Origin of the sequence: Dickeya parazeae Ech586, from assembly GCF_000025065.1 — a bacterium.
Lineage (GTDB): Bacteria > Pseudomonadota > Gammaproteobacteria > Enterobacterales > Enterobacteriaceae > Dickeya > Dickeya zeae.
This window is the reverse complement of the sequence record NC_013592.1, coordinates 1,502,887-1,521,512: the sequence shown is the minus strand read 5'-3', so window position 1 is coordinate 1,521,512 and position 18,626 is coordinate 1,502,887. Positions and strand designations below refer to the sequence as shown.

Sequence of the window (18,626 nt, the reverse complement as noted above, 5' to 3'; positions counted from 1 at the left end):
TACAACAAAAAACAAATTAAAAACAAATCAACGCATTGATTTATCAAAACAATTAAGCGTTACAAATATACATAACTTAGGATAAAAACAGAGTGAAATAAATGATTCAGATAAATAACCAAAATAAAGCATTATATTGAAAAATTTTTGTTAAATCCCTTAACAATATAAAAATTCATTTCAAATGAAATGAATATCATTCAAATCATGCCATCGATTTAATGCAATAAAAATGCAATAAAACTGGATAATGAAATAATTGTTTTAAATAAAAATAATTATCAAGCTAATATATTAGCCATTCCACTTTGAAGAATAGTCAATAAAATATAATTTCATTTAGTTAGAGAATATCGGATACCATAAACACAACCACCCTCGTTATTGATAATGATTGATTACCTTCTATGACCAAAACATTTTAAATGGAGTTATTATGTTAGAAATTGTAACGGACATGCCAGTATGGGTAATTATACTTTTAGTATTTTCCACGCTTTATTGTATAAGTTTTTGCTTTAAAAAAGAGGTGAGTATTAAATTTCTGCTCATTATTCCCGGCTGCTTTATGATTTTATCGATTATTTCTTTATTGCAGCAAGGTGATGTTATTATTACTGGCTTGATGTGGCTTGTCGGTTGTGTTGTCGGTGGCCTGGCGGCAAGGCGGATATTCTCACCTCAAACTTATTACCCTGGTCGTAAAGCCGGTACCATTGCCGTGCCCGGAACCTGGTCTGTTTTTATCATTTTTTTGCTCTACTTCCCTTTTCGCTATTACATCGGTTATCGTCAGGCAATGGCGGCCGACCATGCTCTCAGTATTCCGTTGATTCTATTATTAGCGGTGTCGTCCGGCGGCGTCGTCGGTTTCTTTACCCTTCGTTCATGTATTATATTCTGGCGTTATAAAAAACTAGCCGTGAAGGAATAGCGTGGTTGGTCAATCCAGTCGGAGCAGGGACTCCGATCACACCGAGTCCCTGAGATGCACTCAGACAACCTCCGCGCTGATATCTGCATCAGAGAGAGTAAGTGTAAGTAATGTGGTGGGTATTCGCTAACAGGCGTCTTAAGCGCGTGGAGAGGGCCTCACCAGCCGCACACGTTCGTCTCCTCGTCGGATTCGTAGCCTCTCACGATATTAATCAATTCTTTGACAGCATCCGCCGCCACTGCCGGGTCTTTTAGCGCGGCAAGGGTCGCGAAATCTTTATCAACTGACACACCATTATTGTTGTTGGTCACGCTCAGTACCACTTCGCTGTCATCGCCCGTTTTTCCCGACAGCGCACTGATCAAATCCGTCACCGCCTGGGCGGCTACATCCGGCACATACAACGCCATCGGTTTAAGAAACACCCGTTCTTCTCTTTGATGATGCTCACGGCCCGATAACGCTAAGCAATAACCTTTATTCTCGATATCCACGATAACGCCCTTACCCTTCGATTAAAATTTTAGGATCAACATAAAAATCGACGTTAAATAACGTGTCATCGGATAATGCTTCTATTCGGTGCCACGTTTCTGGCGGGAAGACACCAAACTGCCCTGCTTCAATAGTCAGCGTATCAACAGGGTCCTGACTGGTTTCGTTCGCATAACCGTAATAGCGGATGGTCCCCTGCATCACGCATAACCGAGGGTAAACGCCCTGCCGGGTTCCGGCATCTAGGTGACGTTGCCAAATAGACGCGGGAGCTGTTTCTTTTGTCCAAAACGGTGTGGTTCGCGTGTGAATATAATGAGCGGGTATGACGATTCGTTGCATAGTTCAGCCTCTCTTTCCCCGATAAGATTGAAATGACGGGAAGATAAAACAATATGATGCATATCATATACCTCTTTTTGTGTTTGTGGATTACTTTTTATATTCGATTGGGAAAATAAAATAAAAATAATAAATATCAAATAGATAGAATAAAGATACCATGGGATTCATCTATAAAGAAAATCACTTAAAATTAATAAGCCTCATTTAATAGCCTGCTATCAATAGGCCTTTCCCCCCAATGGATCTACCCCATAAATACTCAATTTTAGTTATTGTGAAATGGACACAGGAAGAGTAGAAATTGGCGCCATAGTTCTGTTAGCAATAGGCATCGCTACGATGAAGAAGAACGTAAAATTAAATTCGTTTTATTATGGCTTCCCGGTATTTCTCGTCACCACAATAGACACCCGCAATGGGAGTACCAATATTTCCCCAGTATCGTCATCCATTTCACTGGGGGATAAAATTATTATAGGCATTAGTAAAGGAAGTAAAACTCACAGTAACTTACTGTCAGGTTCTGACGTCGTCATCAATATTCCTGATTATAATCTGTGGGAGAAAGTGGAAGCACTCGGCAAGCTGACGGGAGGAGAAGTACTTTCTGAAAGCCAAATAAAATGGGGCGTCCAGGTCTGTCATGATAAATTCACCCAGACCGGACTTCATACGGAACAAGCCACCCGCGTTGTACCACCGCGCGTGGTTGAATGCCCGATTCAGGTGGAATGTAAGACCGCAAGCACAACGGATAAAGGGCGTTTTATACTCGCGGAACTCGATATTCTGACTGTCTGGGTGGAAAACCACCTATTAGGTCAGAATGATGTTATCGACTCATCAAAATGGAAGCCGCTGATCTACAACTTCCGTGAATACGATACAACAGGCGACGCATTAGGCTTTAATTTTAAATACGGGCATTAATCGCCACGCTTCCCCGTCATACTTGAGATTGCAGGACAATGCCATATCGCCATTGTCCTGCAACTGTGTTTAGGGGAGCAGCAGCTCTCACACGACGGCTGGAATATCCATCAGGAAATGAATTTCACGCCTTGCTTTAAGACGATATCGCACGCCTTGGTTTTGACCTTTTCTGCTAGTGGGCTGTTGCCAATCGCATTCAGATCAATCTGTTTCCCCTCACCGGTCTTTAACAAACCCGACAATCCTTGCATATAATCCGTCGGTTTTTTCTGTTCCGGTTGAGAAGCCAGTCCCAGCTTGCTCATCAACTGATTTTTGATATTTTCGGTGTTCGTCGCCGCAACCAATTTCTGTTTTATGCAGTATTGCAAAATACCCGCCGCATTATGCATGCTGCCAGCACTCAGCGAGCTCGCATCACTACTGAGCAGGCTGCCAAGCCCACTGGCATTGCCATCCGAAGCATTATGCTGGCTTAACTGGCTGGCCGCGCTGGAAAGCGAATCTTGCCAGCTGGCCGCCTGAACATAACCAGAAACTGCCATCAGGGCGGCAATACCCGCCATGTTCACTGCTCGTTTGATTACTGTCATAACACGCTTGCTCTTCTTTGTTATCGAAAACTGCGATGCAGTATACCTGCACTGCGGCAAGCCACCATCCGATAAAACTGAAACAGAAAGCGTCGTCATCACGTTGCGACAACCGAGACAATACGCCAGCGGACAGACAAGTCAGGCTTATTTCCTGTCAAACGGCGCGTAGTATTCCACTTCAAAATACCCGGTATCTATTTTGCCGTTTTCATCTTTCCTGCACCGGATAACCTCCAGTACGCCACCATTGACATGGGTATAGTCCTGGCCGGGTAAGATGTGATGGTAAATCGCTGTCAAAAACGATTGATACTCCTGCTCATCGCCGGAAAAGGCGAAGCGTAAATAACGGCCGTCTGACGTTGGCGCCTGACTGTCAACGTCATCCGCCAGAATGCGTTCATGCTGGTCTAACGTACTCATCTGGTATGTTACGCGCACATGGCGATTAACCCGATTTTCGTCCGGGGTCACGGTCGAAAAGGAATAAATGACCACGTCGTTGCCATCATGCTGCTGGCTTACCTGCTCCCACCAGCGGACACGGTGTGAAATGTCATTCCCCGCGATAAAATCATCAATATTTTGCGAGTGTTCAAACGAAGACGTCTCCACCGGTCTGGCCGGTAAATTAACCAGTTCGGGGATCGGCAGCCAGTCAACACCCGCGCCTAATGACGGTTGCAGATTGGAGAAATCCCAGAATGAGGTTCTGCGGTAATGGCCCGGCGACATACCAAAACGCTTTTTGAAGGTCCGGGTAAACGACTGCTGGGAGTCAAAGCAATAACGTAACGCCACATCCTGAACGGTTTGGCTGGTGAGCTTTAACTCAACCGCCGCTTTGCTCAAACGCCGGTTGCGAATATAGGTTCCCAGGGAAACACCGGTTTCCTTCTTAAACAACCGCTGCAAATGCCATTTGCTGTAACCCGATTTCGCGGTGACGTCATTGATCATCAGTGGGCTTTCAAGATGGTTTTCTATCCAGCCAACCAGCTCAGTAGTAAATCTCACCATCGATGGCATCGTTGATAACATCATTGCAAAATCCTCCTTACTGACTACCAGGAACACTCACACCCCGCCGAATCGGCATCGGCGCTCGTACGTACAACCTAATGCCCGGCGACGGCCGGCCCTGCTGTGGTAAACGGCGGTTTGGCGAACCAAATAATCACCACCAGCCCCATAAACCCCCAACCCAACAGGTAGAAATAGTCGATAGTGGACGCCATCCACGCCTGCTGCTGCACCGTTTTGTCCAGTTGCGCCAGCGTGGTCTGGCTGATGCCGCCCATCTGATTGAGGTAACCCACCGCCGCCGGGTTGTAGACGGACACACTTTCGCTCAGCACCGCGTGGTGATAGATCTCGCGGCGCGACCAGATCCAGGTGGTCAGCGACGACGCGAATCCCCCGCCCAGCACCCGCATGAAGGTCGATAGCCCGGAACCCTCCGCCACATCCTTGCCGTTCAGGTTCGACAGCAAAATGGACGTCAGCGGCACAAAGAAAAACGCTACGCCAATCCCCATAAACAGCTGTACGCCAGCTATCGTCATGAAATCGACATCAATGGTGAACCGGGCACGCATCAGGCACGACAGCCCCATGACCACAAACGACAACGTGGCGAGCAGGCGCAAATCCACCCGGTTGCCGTAACGGCCGATAATCGGCGTGAGCAGCAGCGGCAACATGCCCATCGGCGCGGCCGCCAGCCCCGCCCAGGTCGACGTGTATCCCATCCAGGTCTGTAGCCACTGAGGTAAAATCACGTTAATAGCGAAAAACGCGGCATAGCCGAACATCAGTGATAGCGTGCCGATAGTGAAATTCCGATCGGCAAACAGCCTGAGATTGACCAGCGGATCACGCTCTCCCAGTTCCCAGATCACAAACGACACTAGCGCAACGGCGGAAATCACAGACATCACCACGATGTCTGAGGAAGCAAACCAGTCCTGGTCGTTGCCTTTATCCAACACCACCTGTAGCAGGCCGACGCCGAGAACCAGCAGCCCGATGCCGACATAATCAACGCGGGCGCGCTCCGTCGATACCTTCAAGTCGCGCAGTTGCGCCATCACCACCCCAGCAGCGAACAGGCCGATCGGCACGTTGATATAAAAAATCCACGGCCAGGCGTAGTTGTCGGTGATCCACCCGCCGGTAATCGGACCGACAATCGGCCCCACCACCGTCACCATCGCCAATAACGCCAACGCCATGTTACGGCGTGATGGCGGGAAAATCATCAGCAACAGCGTCTGGCACATCGGGTACATCGGCCCAGCGAAAAAGCCCTGCAAGGCGCGGAAAACAACCAGTTCGGTCATGCTGCTTGAGAAACCGCACAGAAAGGAAGTCAGGCTGAATAGCAACACTGAAACAACAAATAGCCGCAACTGACCGACAATGCGCATCAGCCAGCCGGTCAGCGGCAGGGAAATGGCGTTGCATACGGAAAACGAAGTAATCACCCAAGTGCTCTGATCCGAACTGACGCCGAGATTACCGGCTATCGTCGGCAACGACACGTTGGCGATGGTAGAATCCAGCACCTGCATAAAGGTTGCCAGCGATATCGCCAGCGTCGCCAGTCCCGGATTCGGCGGTGTAAAGTCAGCTTTATCGTTCATCATCGGCACCTCAGCCACGCGAGTTCGTCAACGGCTGGCTGTTGTTGTCGCGAAGAATTTTCGCGACCAGATTGTCGGCCTGCCGGAGCGGATCGTCGTACACATCGGTGCGATAACGCGGCTCGCTAACCGGTGCGACCGGCAGCAATTCACCCTGCGTATTGTGCACATCCACCTTAGTCAGCATCGACAGGCCGATACGTAGCGGGCGCTGTTTCAGTCCTTCCGGGTCCAGCGCGATACGCACCGGCAGACGCTGCACAATTTTGATCCAGTTGCCGCTGGCATTCTGCGCCGGCAACAGAGAGAACGCGCTGCCGGTACCGATACCCAGGCTCTGTATGGTGCCGTGGTATACAGTCTTGTCGCCATAGATATCCGCCGTCAGGGTTACCTGCTGCCCCAATCGCATATGCAGCATCTGGCTTTCTTTGAAATTGGCGTCGACCCAGATCTGATCGAGCGGCACGATCGTCATCAGGGTCGCGCCAGTACTGACGCGCATCCCCACCTGAACCGCACGTTTGGCGACATAACCGCTGACCGGCGCGACGATGGCGCTGCGCGCCCAGTCCAGATATTTACTGCGCAGATCCGCTACTGCGTTTTTAATCTCGGGATGCTCGTCCAGCACAGTATTATCAACCATCGCCCGATTGGTGCGTAGCGCCTGTTCGGCCGCATCAAGCGCGCTGCGGGCGCTGTTGACCGCGTCCTGATAATGCGCCAGATCCTCAGCGGAAATAGCCCCCTTCGCCATCAGCCCCTTGCGGCGGTTGTAGTCGCCAATTGCCTGTTGCAATGCCACCTGTTTGGAAGCGACCTGCGCCTGATAGTTATCAACGGTGCTGTACAGACCGCGTACTTGACGCACGACGCTGGCCAGTTGCGCTTCCGATTGCTGCAACGCGATAAGGGTATCGCTTGGGCTGAGCTGCACCAGCAACTGCCCTTTTTCCACATAGTCACCGTCGTCCACGCTGACCTGGGTTACGGTGCCACCGACCTGCGGCGTCAGCGTGATCAGGTTGCCGCCCACATAGGCATCGTCGGTGGTTTCGTAAAAGCGTAGGTAACGCTGGTAATAAGCCCCGCTGCCTGCCGCGACCAGCAGCAACACCAGCAGCAGGATGGCGAATTGACGTTTACGGCGGCCGTTGTGCAGCGTGGAGGTCGTGTCCATGGAACTCGTGCTCCTTACGATTGTGGGTTGATTAAATTAGGGGAATAACGCGCTATCACGTCATCCGGCAACATCTTGATAAGCAGTTGCATCAGATGTTCCACCTCCTGAGGAGTCAGGCGTGCGGTGGTTTGCGATAGCACAATCCGCATCCCCTCCAGCTCGAAATGCTGGCAGATCGCCTGCCCTTTTTCCGTCAGCCCCAGAATTACCTGACGCTTATCACCGGGGTGAGGCTGCCGCAAAATCAGTTCCCGCTTCACCATCCGCTCAATCATGCGGCTGAGTGCGCCGCCGTCCATCATCACGTGCCTACTCACGTCCACCGGGCTGGTGAAGCCTTTATAGATACTGATCAAGACCTTGAACTGAGGAGCGGTGATGTCGCTGTCAGCAAAATAGTCATTCAACAACTGATCCTTGAACTGGTTTGCCAGGTGGATCAGCAAGCCAATCGGGTAAAACGTTTCATCGCTGATATTGTTCATTTGATAAAAAACTGACTAGGCATTAATTGATCAAGAAATTAATGCCTAGTCAGCAAAATGTCAACATGGATTCTTCACTGGTACATTTTCTGTTGTAGCGCCGACCACGCCGCCGCAGGCAAACAGGCCTGGCAGAGATCCCATTATGATGAATCAGGTGAACCCGAACGACGACGCCGTTCAGTGGAGTTGTGAGGTTTAGCGAAAGGTCATGACCGACTGCAACAGCCGTTGCGCATAAGGGTGAGAGACGTTGGGCAACGCATTAACCGCGCAGCTTTCAACCATTTCACCCTCACGGAAAAACATCACGCGATGGCACAGATACGCCGCCGCCTGAATATCGTGCGTAATAAACAGGCACGCGAGATTAACGCGTGTTTTCAACGCGATGAGCAAATCCAGAATCTGTACCTGAGAAGAGACATCCAGCGCGCTGATGGCCTCATCCAGTACCAATAGCTGAGGTTGAGTTGCCACCGCGCGGCAAATACACACACGCTGGATCTGACCGCCTGACAGCTCATGGATATAACGCTCGCGTAACGTCGGCGCTAATCCGGCTAATGCCAGCAATTCGGTGATTCGTCGCTCTTGCTCGGCACGATGGAGAGTTCCCTGTAGTCTCAATGGCTCGGATAACGCCTGATACACCGTCATCAGCGGGTTAATCGACGAGGAGTAATCCTGAAATACCGCGCTGATACGGTGTTTCCGGTTTGGGGCTGAGGAAACCGGCTCGCCCGCCAATAACACACTTCCTCGATCCGGCTGCTCCAGCCCGCAAATCAGGCGGGCCAGCGTACTTTTCCCGCCCCCGCTTTCACCCACAATGCCAAGACATTCCCCCGGCGCAAGCGAGAACGACAGCGGTTTTATCACTTTACGCTCTCGTTTACGGAAAAAGTGGCCACGCGTTTGCCAATAACTTTTTTCAACCTGCCGTACCTCCAGCAACATACGCTATGTCCCCATAATCCGGTGAAACGCCTGACTCAACCGCCTGCGGGTCTCAATCAATGCCCGTGTATAGTCCTGCTCGGGGCAGGTAAATACCCGCTCGGTCTCGCCCTGTTCAACCACCCGACCGTCTTTCATCACCACCACATACTGTGCCAGCGCCCTGACTAACGCCAGGTCATGGGAAACAAACAACATCGCACTCTGCGTGCGTGTTTGCAGCCCGATAAACTGCTGAACGATATCGAATTGCGTAATACTGTCGAGTGACGCCGTCGGCTCATCGGCAATGATTAACGCCGGTTGCAACGCCAGCGCGATGGCAATCATCACCCGTTGCAACATACCGCCGGAAAGCTGATGGGGGTAAGCGGCCAGCACACTGTCCACCTCCCGTAACCCCACACTGTCCAGCATATGCTGAGCGCGGGCGCGACGCTGCACACGTGATAATGACGTATGTTGCCTGAGCGTTTCATCCAGATGGTTGCCCACGGTATACAGCGGGTCAAACGCGCTGGGGGCGTCTTGCATGATGAGCGCAATCTGCCGGCCACGCAGCGAAAGCCATGCTTTGGGTGAAAGACGTTGCATGTCGCAACCGTTGAATATCGTTTCACCGCTGGACTGCAACCAGGGCGGCAACAAGCCAAGCAGGCTCTTGCATAACAGGGTTTTCCCGCTACCGCTCTCCCCCACTATCGCCGTACAGCATCCGTGGTGGAGCGCCAGCGTTACATCCTGCACCAACAAGCAGCCGGTACGCTTGTCGGCCACCGACAGCCGATTGACATCAAGCAGTACCGGCCGCGTCATGATGGTGACATCTCCCGGTTGACGTAACCGGCGGGCTCCAGTGCGTCATGCAAGAAGTCGCCGACCACATGGCAGGCCGCCACCACCACGGCGATGGCGATACCGGCAGGCAACATCTGCGTCGGGTGAGTCAACATGACATTTTTTGCTTCGCTCAGCATATTTCCCCATTCCGGTAACGGTGGCTGAGCGCCTAACCCCAGAAAAGAGAGCGCGGAAATCATCAGGATCACGCTGCCAATATCCGCTGACGCCAGAATAACGCTGTCAGCGGCGGCGGCGGGCAACAAATGCCGTCGCATGATGTACGTTGGCGGAGCGGCGATAACGCGAACGTAGTTGATATAGTTTTTGCTGCTGTGTCTGAGCGTCATGCCGCGGATCATCCGCGCATACCAGGCCCATTTCGCCAGTACCACTGCCAACAGGATATTGGGCATACCCGGCCCAAGAATACCGACGATGGCAAAAATCATCACCTCACTGGGAAAGGCGAGCATGGCATCGCACAGGCGCATCAAACCGCCGTCAATGCGACCTTTGAAATAACCGGCGATTACCCCGATGATCCCCCCGGTCAGTACGGTCAGTACCATAGCGGCGACGCTATAAAACACCGTGGTTCTCACGCCAAACACCAGGCGCGAAAAAACGCACCGCCCCAGGTTATCCGTACCCAGCGGATAAAGCAGGCTGACGCCCTGATATTTGTCTTTTATCGATATCAACGTCGGGTCGTGCGGCGCAATAATAGGGGCAAACACGCCTGCCAGACACACCATCAGCAACAACAGGCTACAACACAACGCCAGCTTGTCCTGCCTGATTCTCGCAGCGATACCCGGCCGTCTCATTCGCGGGCCTCCTTCATGCGCGGGTCAAGCCTGACCTGCATCACATCGGTCGCAAAATTCCCCACCAGAAACAGCAGCGCCATCAGCAACATGTAGGCCTGAATCATTGGGTAGTCGCGGTTAAAAATCGCGGACAAACACAGCCGCCCGACACCGGGCCAGGCAAAAATATTTTCTATCACCACCGTACCGGCAATCAGTTTGGGAATACTCATGCCTATCGCCACCAGCGACGCATGCAGCGAATTCACCAGCACATGCTTAGTGATAATCAGCGGTTCAGGTAGCCCTCTGGCTCTGGCGTACAACACGTAATTTTGCTGCAGATTGCCGAGCATACTGCCTCGGATAAGGCGGATATAGGTGCCGATATACCCCAACATCAGGGTACACGCGGGGAGGATCACGGCATGCGTTTCCTGCATGCCGCCAACCGGGAACAGGTTTAGCCTGACCGCCAGCCCCCACATCAGCAACAGGCCAAGCCAGTAATTGGGTATGGACACGGTTAAAAACACCAGACTACGCACCAGCTTGTCCCATACGGAATGCTCGGTTATCGCGCAGGTAATGCCGAAGGCCAGCGACAGCGTCACGATCAGTGCCAGCGTGACCGACGCCAAATGCAAGGTAGCAGGCAGTGCTTGCATAAACTCATACCAGACCGGCTTTCTGGTGATAAATGACGTGCCGAAATCCAGGTGCAGCGCCCGCCAGAGCCACCACACATAACGCTGGAGGAATGGCCTATCGAGCCCCAGTTCATGGCGCACCAACCGTATCGCTTCATCGGTCGGGACTATCTCATTGACACGCAGGGCAACCTCTGCCGGGTCGGAAGGCACCAGATTCAGCAACGAGAAAGCCAGAAACGAGATGACCGCAGCCAGCGGCACCATCATGAGTAGTCGTTTGATGAAATAAGCACGCATCCGCGTCGTTTTCCTCTTCCACTCGCCGATTCCATCCCCGTTACAGCGCCATCAGCATGATCGCCCGGTATTCAGAACGACATGTTCTCGAAAGGGATCTCATACTGTGAGGCATTAAATGACACCCCTTTCAGCGTCGGTGCATAAATCGCTTTCGTCCTTGAATACGTCAATGGGATATACACCGCTTCCTCCGCCAGCAGGGCGAATAACTGCGTGTAGCGTGCCTGACGCTGCTTTTCATCCGGCGTCAGTAAAATATCGCCAATCAACGTGTCGATCTCGGCCTTGCGACGTAACCCTTTCTGCGCCTGATAATCCGCATGTGCAGGAATGCGGAACGAGGAGATATACGATGCCGGGTCATAAGGCGTTCCCCACGACAGCGAGTATTGCAGGTCAAAATCACCGGATTTCTGGCGGTCCAAAAACGCCTGCTTTTCTTCGCCCAGAATAGTCAGTTGCACGCCGACGTTCTTAAAATCACCCTGAATCAGCTCGGCAATCTCCCGCTCCGCCGCGTTGTTGCGGTTATAGGACAGCATCAACACCAACGCCTTGCCGTCTTTTTCCCGCACCGTTTTTCCTGCCGTCAGATGCCAGCCTGCGGCGTCCAGCAACGCACTCGCCTGCTGCGGATTAAACCGGTAAACCGGCAAATCGATGTCACAGTACGGCACACGGCGCGACAGTAAGGTATCGGCGACACTTTCGGTATTACCCATGACGCCGCTGGCGATAGCCGTTTTATCCATCGCGTATTGCAGCGCCTGGCGCACGGCTTTATCGCCGGTGATAGGGCGACCGCTATTAAGCACCAGTGCACGGGAGGCAACCGGCGGGCTTATCAACGTCCGGTATTTCCCCGACGCCTCAAGTGCGGCAAAGCTATCCATATCCAGCATGTCGCCGTCCGCCCCGAAAATGAGCTGGACGCTTTCTTTTTGCAACGCCATCAGCATCGACTGTTGGTCAGGCATCACCCGCCACAGCACACTGTCGAGATGCGGTCGGCGCCCCCAGTAATCGGGATTGACGACAAAGCGCGCATACTGATTAGGTTTATGCTCCGCCAGCACCCAGGGGCCGGTACCGACATACCCGCTGATGCCCTCTTTGGTTTTACCGTTGATAAACGCTTTCGGTGACACAAAACGGAAAGGTCGGGTCAAACCCAGTTCGATTAACGTCGGGTAATAGGGGTTTTTGAGTGTTATCTCGACGCGGTGGCTATCCAGCACCGTGACCTTATCGATCTGCTGTACCAATTCAAGCCAGGCATGGCGTTGATAGTTGTCTAACACCGCGTCGATATTGCGTTTAACCGCATCTGCCGTAAACGGTTCGCCATCAGTAAAGCGCACGCCGTGGCGTAACGTGAAAGTATACTGTTTGCCGTCGGGTGATATCGTCCAGCTTTCCGCCAGCCAGGGTTTGACGCCCTCGGGCGTATTGATGACCAGCGACTCAAACACCATATTCTGAGCGGCCATTTCACCCGCATAAAGATGAGGATTGATATCACGAATATCTTTGGTACTGGCATAAACCAACTGATTGTCGCGCATATCGGCAGAAACGGAAAATGCGCTGAATAACAAACACAGTACCAGCGCTACCAGTGTGATGGGATGTACCCTAATGATGGGATGTACCCTAGCCATGACATGTCACCCTGAGCCAACAAAAAAACAGCGTCGACACCTCTGCGACGAAAAGTCTGCAATGAAAGATATGACGACGATCGCAGTTTATTTTTCCGCAACAACCATAAACATCGGTGTAGAGGCGTAATTAATTTTTTCGTCGTCATCCCACAGGTTTTCAGCAATATTTTCATCAATGAAAATCTGCTGAAAACCACTGGCTAACAGAGTGCGACGATCCCACTCTGGCCGTATTTCCTGGCTTAACGGCAGTGCTCTGGCAATATTTTCCATCGCAACGGTATCGGTATTCGCGTAATGATCATCAATTTTTAATCGACGGGCGTTGTGTCTGTCACGCAAATAGCCTTCCCGCGCCTCAGCATTAAAAAGGTGAGCGTACCAGTTAGCATCAAAGTTAATTAACCGTCCACCGGGTGCTAATACCCGCTGCCACTCTTGATAGGCCTGTTGTGGGTGTTTCAGATTCCAGGTCACGTTGCGGGTAACCAGCAGGTCGAAGTGATTATCGGGAAACGGCAGAGTATGCACATCTGTTGCAACTAGCCGGATATCAACACCATAGTGCGCGGCATTGTTCCGGGCCTGCGCCAGCATCGCGGGTGTCACATCCACGGCGGTAACGTTATGCCCCGCCATGGCCAGTGTCACGGCAAAAAAACCCGGCCCGGTACCCACATCCAGTATATTTAATACCGCTTTTTTCGGCGCATGACGTAAAATCGTCGTTTGCCATAAGTGACGTTTAGCGCATGCCAATTCAGCGACGTTAACGTCGTTATATCCTTCTGCTCTATTATTCCAGTAATGTTTGACATCATTAAGCAAACCATCACCGGCTATATCGTCCATGACGATGTTATGTGTTATTAATTGCGTCACAACGGGTCACCCCTATTCGACAAATTAAATGATTACGACAAATTAACATCCATAAAAAAACTGTGCGGGGAATTCACCATCAAGGAATAATAGACCGCGAGGAGATAATACACCGTGAAAAAAATAGATACCCGCACCGCGTATGAACTTTTATAAAAAAATCACACTTCATTGAGGTAGATCATGAAAGCAATAACGCGCCAGACAGGTTAATTTCCTGTCGGCGCGACGTTCATCACGGTTACGGATTATTGGGTGAGCGCGTCTGGTGGGATATCCATGTGGCGCAACACCTCACCCATGATCTGCCCAAAGACGGGGCCGGCGACTGAGCCGCCGAAGTGTTTTCCTGCATCGGGGTGGTTGATCATCACTACCAGTGCCACACGCGGGTTACTGGCAGGCGCCACACCGGCGGTGTAGTTGACGTAGCCACCGTCGTATTTACCGTCTGACCCCATTTTCTCCGCCGTACCGGTCTTAATCGCCAGACGATAGCCCGGCACCGCGGCTGTCACCCCACTCCCGCCGGGCAAGGCGTCGCTCTCCATCATGTGCACCACGGTTCTTGCCACATCTTCATCGATAACCCGGGTGCCGAGCACCGGCGGCGTCACTTTCGTGATGGAAACCGGGCGGTAAATGCCGAATGAGCCGATAGTGGCGTACTCACGCGCAATCTGTAGTGGCGTGACACGTAGCCCGTACCCGAACGCAAAGGTTGCCCGCTCAATGTCAGACCATCGCTCACGATGCAGCGGGAAATAACCGCTGGTTTCTCCTTCAATGCCTAAGCCGCTGGCAACGCCCAGCCCAAAACGATGGTAGAGATCGACCAGCACGTTTGCCGGCATCGCCAGCGCAATATGAGACACCCCAATGTCGCTGGATTTTTGCAGGATGCCGGTAATGGTCAGTCGGGTCCAGTGCCCAACGTCTTTAATCAAATGGCCATTTACCGGATAAGGGGTGGTATCGATAACCGAATCGGGCCGGATCAGATGGCGTTGCAGCCCCGCCATCACTACCAGCGGTTTAACGGTGGAGCCGGGTTCGAAGCTGTCCGAAATCGCCACATTCCGCATGTTCTTTTGCGGTTCGCCTTCGTAATTGTTGGGGTTATAGGACGGATAGCTGGCCATACCGAGAATTTCGCCGGTGTTAATGTCAATCAACACCGCCGCGCCGGAGTCCGCCTTGTTCAGTTGCACGCCGTCACGCAGATGCGAATAGAGAACGAATTGCAGATAACTGTCGATGCTCAGGGTCAGCGTCGGTGCCTGCTGCGCCGGATCGTCAGCCATCAGGCTCACCACATTGCCGTAGCGATCTTTGCGGTAAACCCGTAGCCCCGGTTTGCCTTGCAGCAACTTGTTGAAACTCCGCTCAATGCCGTCCAGTCCTTGCCCGTCCACCCCCACAATGCCAATCAGGTTGGATACCGCGTCACTCATCGGGTAATAGCGGCTGGCGTCCGCCGGGGTGGAAATACCGCTGATATGCAACTGGCGGATATAGTCAGCGATACTGGATTCGACCTGACGCCCGATATAAAGAAAATGGCGGTGCGCATTTTCCTGAATCTTCTCTTTGATGGTGCCGGGCGGCAGCGACAATGCGGTGGATAGCGCGCTCCACTGCGCGCTGGCAAGCGACGGGTCACTCTCCAGCACATGGATAGGGTCGGCCACCACGTCATTAGACGACACGCTGACCGCCAGCGGATGCCCGTTACGGTCGGTAATGCTGCCGCGCAACGGTTGCATCACCAGTTCACGTAACGAACGCTGATTCGCTTCTTTTTCCAGTTGCAGGCTGGTCACCACCTGCAAATACCCGACACGAGCCACCAGCAACACCAAACACACACAGATGCCAACACACAGTAAAACAAAGCGTCCCTGAAAATAGGTCGCCGCCACCACACTGACAGAACGTCTTTTGAGCATACACCACGCCAACTGAACGGAGGTTACGTCTCGCCATGCGGTACACCGCGGCGAAACGCACCCGATAACAATACTGATTTATCCTGTGGCGGCACTATAAATGACATCGGTAAGCGGAACAGAAGCAGGAAACATCCTCACGTAATTCATTAATCATTGAAATGAAAGACACAGATGAAAACACCCGGTGACGAAAAAACAGGCATCAACGCCCTCCTCCCACACCTACTTAACAATTATTTTACTTATTAATTTTCACAGTTAAATAGCCACCATCTATCACAATATTCATGTAATTCGATTTCATCTCTGAGCAAGCGGCGACTAAGATGAATAATGAATTTCAGCCAGCGGACGCTAAGCACACAGTAGAGAGCGATTAACTCACTCATGAAATTCAATGTATTGCGTTAAATATTGACGCAACACCCACGGCAAGCACCATGAGCAATTTCTTGTCCACCGCTCACTGCCCGGCAATCTGTGCAGGCCGGGTCAATGGGGACACATAGCATAAGGTAGAGAACGCATGACAACCGAAAGCAAATGCCCGTTCCATCATCAAGGTACGCCGGTTACCGCCAGCCGTAGCGGCACCGATAACCGCGCCTGGTGGCCCAATCAACTGAATCTGAACATTCTGCACCAACACTCATCCCTGTCTGACCCGCTGGATAAAAACTTCAACTATGCCGAAGCCTTTAACAGCCTTGATCTGGACGCCGTCAAAAAAGACCTGCATGCCCTGATGACTGACTCACAGGAGTGGTGGCCTGCCGACTTCGGTCACTACGGCCCACTGTTTGTCCGTATGGCCTGGCACAGTGCCGGGACTTACCGCACTGGTGATGGTCGTGGCGGAGCCGGTGCCGGTCAGCAACGTTTTGCACCGCTCAACAGTTGGCCTGATAACGTCAACCTTGATAAAGCGCGTCGCCTGCTGTGGCCGATTAAACAGAAATATGGCCAGAAAATTTCATGGGCTGACCTGATGATCCTCACCGGCAACGTCGCACTGGAATCGATGGGATTCAAAACCTTCGGTTTTGCCGGTGGCCGCGCAGATGTGTGGGAACCGGAAGAAGATGTGTACTGGGGCTCGGAAACCACCTGGCTGGGTGGCGACAAACGTTACTCCGGCGAACGGGATTTGGAAAACCCGCTGGCAGCGGTACAAATGGGCCTGATTTACGTCAACCCGGAAGGCCCGAATGGCAACCCAGACCCGCTGGCCGCAGCGAAAGACATCCGCGAAACCTTCAGTCGCATGGCGATGAATGATGAAGAAACCGTCGCGCTGATCGCAGGTGGCCACACCTTCGGGAAAACCCACGGCGCAGGCGATGCCGCGCAAGTTGGCCCGGAACCGGAAGCCGCAGGTATCGAAGAGCAAGGCCTGGGCTGGAAGAGCTCGTTTGGCAGCGGCAAAGGCGGTGATACCATCTCCAGTGGGCTGGAAGTGACCTGGACACAAACGCCTACCCAGTGGAGCAACTATTTCTTCCAGAACCTGTTCGGTTACGAATGGGAACTGACCAAAAGCCCGGCAGGTGCGCACCAGTGGCGGCCGAAAGGCGGTGCCGGTGCGGGTGAAGTGCCGGACGCGCATGACCCATCCAAACGTCATGTTCCGAGCATGCTGACGACTGACCTGTCGCTGCGCGTCGACCCGGCGTATGAAAAGATCTCCCGTCGTTTTTATGAAAACCCGGATCAGTTCGCCGATGCCTTCGCCCGTGCCTGGTTCAAACTGACGCACCGTGATATGGGGCCACGCGCTCGCTACCTCGGCCCGGAAGTCCCGGCTGAAGAGCTGGTGTGGCAAGACCCAATTCCGGTCGTTAACCACACGCTGGTCAGCGAACAGGATATCGCCAGCCTGAAAGCCAAAGTCCTGGCTTCCGGCCTGACGGTTTCCCAGTTGGTCTCCACCGCCTGGGCATCCGCTTCCACCTTCCGTGGGTCTGACAAGCGTGGTGGTGCCAACGGCGCGCGCATTCGTCTTGCCCCGCAGAAAGACTGGGCAGTTAATCAACCGGAACAACTGGCGAAAGTGCTGGGTACGCTGGAAAGCATCCAGAGCGAGTTCAACCGCGCACAGTCCGACAACAAGCGGATTTCACTGGCCGACCTGATCGTGCTGGCGGGTGCCGCTGGGGTGGAACAGGCAGCGAAAGCCGCTGGTCATGCGGTAACCGTACCGTTCACCCCCGGCCGGATGGATGCCTCTCAAGAGCAAACCGACGTTGAGTCATTCGCCGTACTGGAACCGATCGCCGATGGTTTCCGTAACTACCTGAAAGGCCATTACAGCGTGGCGGCCGAAGCGCTGCTGGTGGATAAGGCGCAGTTACTGACGCTGAGTGCGCCGGAGATGACGGTGCTGGTCGGCGGGCTGCGTGTACTGGGCGCGAATGTCGCTCAGGCATCCCATGGCGTGTTCACCGCACAACCCGGCGTACTGACCAATGACTTCTTCGTTAACCTGCTGGATATGGGCACCGTCTGGAAAGCCACCGCAGCAGAAGAAGGTGTGTTTGAAGGGCGTGATCGCGTAAGCGGTGACCTGAAGTGGACCGGCACCCGTGTCGACCTGGTCTTCGGTTCACACTCGCAGTTACGCGCGCTGGCCGAAGTCTATGGCAGTACAGACGCGCAGGCGAAGTTTGTCCACGACTTCATCGCCGCCTGGACCAAAGTGATGAACCTCGACCGTTTCGATCTGGCGTAATCATCACCCTACCCCGGCGTGTTTAACGCCGGGGTATCTCCCGCTAATGTATCTTCCCTCGGCGTATCCTTCCATTCCGTATCGCGATGCTCTCGCTTGTATTTTCTCTTCGGGTGTCAGAATACTGTTTTCCGCAGTCTCTATACGTGCTAAATATTCATAAAAGATTCACAGTAAGTAAAAAATAAATACGCCGCCGAATTTGTTTATCCA

17 protein-coding genes are annotated in these 18,626 nt (G+C 52.7%); 3 read left to right on the top strand and 14 right to left on the bottom strand.

The features are described 5' to 3' along the window. Window positions 1–436: 436 nt before the first annotated feature. Entirely contained in the window at window positions 437–934 is a 498-nt protein-coding gene (locus DD586_RS06800; RefSeq protein ID WP_012884073.1) for a hypothetical protein, read from the top strand. Between the two features lie 158 nt (window positions 935–1,092). On the opposite strand, the gene DD586_RS06795 is transcribed toward DD586_RS06800, so the two are convergent. Both DD586_RS06795 and DD586_RS06790 read right to left on the bottom strand, forming a co-directional pair. Then, on the bottom strand, window positions 1,093–1,431 hold the full coding sequence (locus tag DD586_RS06795) for a DUF1869 domain-containing protein (protein WP_012884072.1): 339 nt from the start codon (window positions 1,429–1,431) through the stop codon (window positions 1,093–1,095). A 10-nt stretch (window positions 1,432–1,441) separates the two neighbouring features. After that, window positions 1,442–1,774 carry a DUF1971 domain-containing protein gene (locus DD586_RS06790; protein WP_012884071.1) on the bottom strand — a complete coding sequence of 111 codons (333 nt, stop codon included), beginning with the start codon at window positions 1,772–1,774 and terminating at the stop codon, window positions 1,442–1,444. 342 nt (window positions 1,775–2,116) lie between these two features. Here DD586_RS06790 and DD586_RS06785 point away from each other — a divergent pair, with 342 nt between their 5' ends. After that, entirely contained in the window at window positions 2,117–2,707 is a 591-nt protein-coding gene (locus DD586_RS06785) for a flavin reductase family protein (protein ID WP_012884070.1), read from the top strand. A 110-nt stretch (window positions 2,708–2,817) separates the two neighbouring features. Here the strand turns inward: DD586_RS06785 and DD586_RS06780 are convergent, their stop codons facing one another. The 12 genes from DD586_RS06780 to ftsI all read right to left on the bottom strand — a co-directional run bounded on the left by DD586_RS06780 (window position 2,818) and on the right by ftsI (window position 15,682). Continuing rightward, window positions 2,818–3,303, bottom strand: a complete 486-nt coding sequence (locus DD586_RS06780; RefSeq protein ID WP_012884069.1) for a DUF2501 domain-containing protein — start codon at window positions 3,301–3,303, stop codon at window positions 2,818–2,820. A gap of 147 nt (window positions 3,304–3,450) precedes the next feature. Continuing rightward, window positions 3,451–4,350, bottom strand: coding sequence for a helix-turn-helix domain-containing protein (locus DD586_RS06775; RefSeq protein ID WP_012884068.1), 900 nt, complete (start codon window positions 4,348–4,350; stop codon window positions 3,451–3,453). Window positions 4,351–4,424: 74 nt separating this feature from the next. Beyond that, window positions 4,425–5,951, bottom strand: a complete 1,527-nt coding sequence (locus DD586_RS06770; RefSeq protein WP_041164340.1) for a DHA2 family efflux MFS transporter permease subunit — start codon at window positions 5,949–5,951, stop codon at window positions 4,425–4,427. A gap of 10 nt (window positions 5,952–5,961) precedes the next feature. Beyond that, a complete protein-coding gene (locus DD586_RS06765) occupies window positions 5,962–7,134 on the bottom strand; it encodes an efflux RND transporter periplasmic adaptor subunit (RefSeq protein ID WP_012884066.1) in 1,173 nt (390 codons plus the stop codon). Window positions 7,135–7,148: 14 nt separating this feature from the next. Beyond that, window positions 7,149–7,622: a MarR family transcriptional regulator gene (locus tag DD586_RS06760; protein ID WP_012884065.1), complete on the bottom strand. Its 474-nt coding sequence runs from the start codon at window positions 7,620–7,622 to the stop codon at window positions 7,149–7,151. A gap of 198 nt (window positions 7,623–7,820) precedes the next feature. Continuing rightward, the gene (locus tag DD586_RS06755) at window positions 7,821–8,582 is read right to left on the bottom strand and encodes an ABC transporter ATP-binding protein (protein ID WP_012884064.1); all 762 of its coding nucleotides are present in this window, start codon (window positions 8,580–8,582) and stop codon (window positions 7,821–7,823) included. Window positions 8,583–8,585: 3 nt separating this feature from the next. Beyond that, on the bottom strand, window positions 8,586–9,398 hold the full coding sequence (locus DD586_RS06750) for an ATP-binding cassette domain-containing protein (protein WP_012884063.1): 813 nt from the start codon (window positions 9,396–9,398) through the stop codon (window positions 8,586–8,588). Beyond that, the gene (gene opp1C, locus DD586_RS06745; protein ID WP_012884062.1) at window positions 9,395–10,252 is read right to left on the bottom strand and encodes a nickel/cobalt ABC transporter permease; all 858 of its coding nucleotides are present in this window, start codon (window positions 10,250–10,252) and stop codon (window positions 9,395–9,397) included. The genes DD586_RS06750 and opp1C overlap by 4 nt, the downstream gene beginning before the upstream one ends. Then, window positions 10,249–11,184, bottom strand: coding sequence for a nickel/cobalt ABC transporter permease (gene opp1B, locus DD586_RS06740; protein WP_012884061.1), 936 nt, complete (start codon window positions 11,182–11,184; stop codon window positions 10,249–10,251). Before opp1B ends, opp1C begins: the two co-directional genes overlap by 4 nt. Before the next feature lie 71 nt (window positions 11,185–11,255). Continuing rightward, on the bottom strand, window positions 11,256–12,848 hold the full coding sequence (nikA, locus tag DD586_RS06735) for a nickel ABC transporter substrate-binding protein (RefSeq protein WP_012884060.1): 1,593 nt from the start codon (window positions 12,846–12,848) through the stop codon (window positions 11,256–11,258). 87 nt (window positions 12,849–12,935) lie between these two features. Beyond that, window positions 12,936–13,733 (bottom strand): class I SAM-dependent methyltransferase, encoded by a 798-nt coding sequence (locus DD586_RS06730; RefSeq protein WP_012884059.1) that lies wholly within the window; start codon window positions 13,731–13,733, stop codon window positions 12,936–12,938. Between the two features lie 248 nt (window positions 13,734–13,981). Beyond that, window positions 13,982–15,682 carry a peptidoglycan glycosyltransferase FtsI gene (gene ftsI / locus DD586_RS06725; protein WP_012884058.1) on the bottom strand — a complete coding sequence of 567 codons (1,701 nt, stop codon included), beginning with the start codon at window positions 15,680–15,682 and terminating at the stop codon, window positions 13,982–13,984. A 529-nt stretch (window positions 15,683–16,211) separates the two neighbouring features. Here ftsI and katG point away from each other — a divergent pair. Beyond that, window positions 16,212–18,413, top strand: a complete 2,202-nt coding sequence (katG, locus tag DD586_RS06720) for a catalase/peroxidase HPI (protein WP_012884057.1) — start codon at window positions 16,212–16,214, stop codon at window positions 18,411–18,413. Window positions 18,414–18,626: the final 213 nt, after the last annotated feature.

What these genes read in the sequence shown, in the direction of transcription:
- DD586_RS06800 (WP_012884073.1), top strand. Translation starts at nt 437, where the DNA reads ATGTTAGAAATTGTAACGGACATGCCAGTATGGGTAATTATACTTTTA.
- DD586_RS06790 (WP_012884071.1), bottom strand. Translation starts at nt 1,774, where the DNA reads ATGCAACGAATCGTCATACCCGCTCATTATATTCACACGCGAACCACA.
- DD586_RS06785 (WP_012884070.1), top strand. Translation starts at nt 2,117, where the DNA reads ATGAAGAAGAACGTAAAATTAAATTCGTTTTATTATGGCTTCCCGGTA.
- DD586_RS06780 (WP_012884069.1), bottom strand. Translation starts at nt 3,303, where the DNA reads ATGACAGTAATCAAACGAGCAGTGAACATGGCGGGTATTGCCGCCCTG.
- DD586_RS06775 (WP_012884068.1), bottom strand. Translation starts at nt 4,350, where the DNA reads ATGATGTTATCAACGATGCCATCGATGGTGAGATTTACTACTGAGCTG.
- DD586_RS06770 (WP_041164340.1), bottom strand. Translation starts at nt 5,951, where the DNA reads ATGAACGATAAAGCTGACTTTACACCGCCGAATCCGGGACTGGCGACG.
- DD586_RS06765 (WP_012884066.1), bottom strand. Translation starts at nt 7,134, where the DNA reads ATGGACACGACCTCCACGCTGCACAACGGCCGCCGTAAACGTCAATTC.
- DD586_RS06760 (WP_012884065.1), bottom strand. Translation starts at nt 7,622, where the DNA reads ATGAACAATATCAGCGATGAAACGTTTTACCCGATTGGCTTGCTGATC.
- DD586_RS06755 (WP_012884064.1), bottom strand. Translation starts at nt 8,582, where the DNA reads ATGTTGCTGGAGGTACGGCAGGTTGAAAAAAGTTATTGGCAAACGCGT.
- DD586_RS06750 (WP_012884063.1), bottom strand. Translation starts at nt 9,398, where the DNA reads ATGACGCGGCCGGTACTGCTTGATGTCAATCGGCTGTCGGTGGCCGAC.
- opp1C (WP_012884062.1), bottom strand. Translation starts at nt 10,252, where the DNA reads ATGAGACGGCCGGGTATCGCTGCGAGAATCAGGCAGGACAAGCTGGCG.
- opp1B (WP_012884061.1), bottom strand. Translation starts at nt 11,184, where the DNA reads ATGCGTGCTTATTTCATCAAACGACTACTCATGATGGTGCCGCTGGCT.
- nikA (WP_012884060.1), bottom strand. Translation starts at nt 12,848, where the DNA reads ATGGCTAGGGTACATCCCATCATTAGGGTACATCCCATCACACTGGTA.
- ftsI (WP_012884058.1), bottom strand. Translation starts at nt 15,682, where the DNA reads ATGCTCAAAAGACGTTCTGTCAGTGTGGTGGCGGCGACCTATTTTCAG.
- katG (WP_012884057.1), top strand. Translation starts at nt 16,212, where the DNA reads ATGACAACCGAAAGCAAATGCCCGTTCCATCATCAAGGTACGCCGGTT.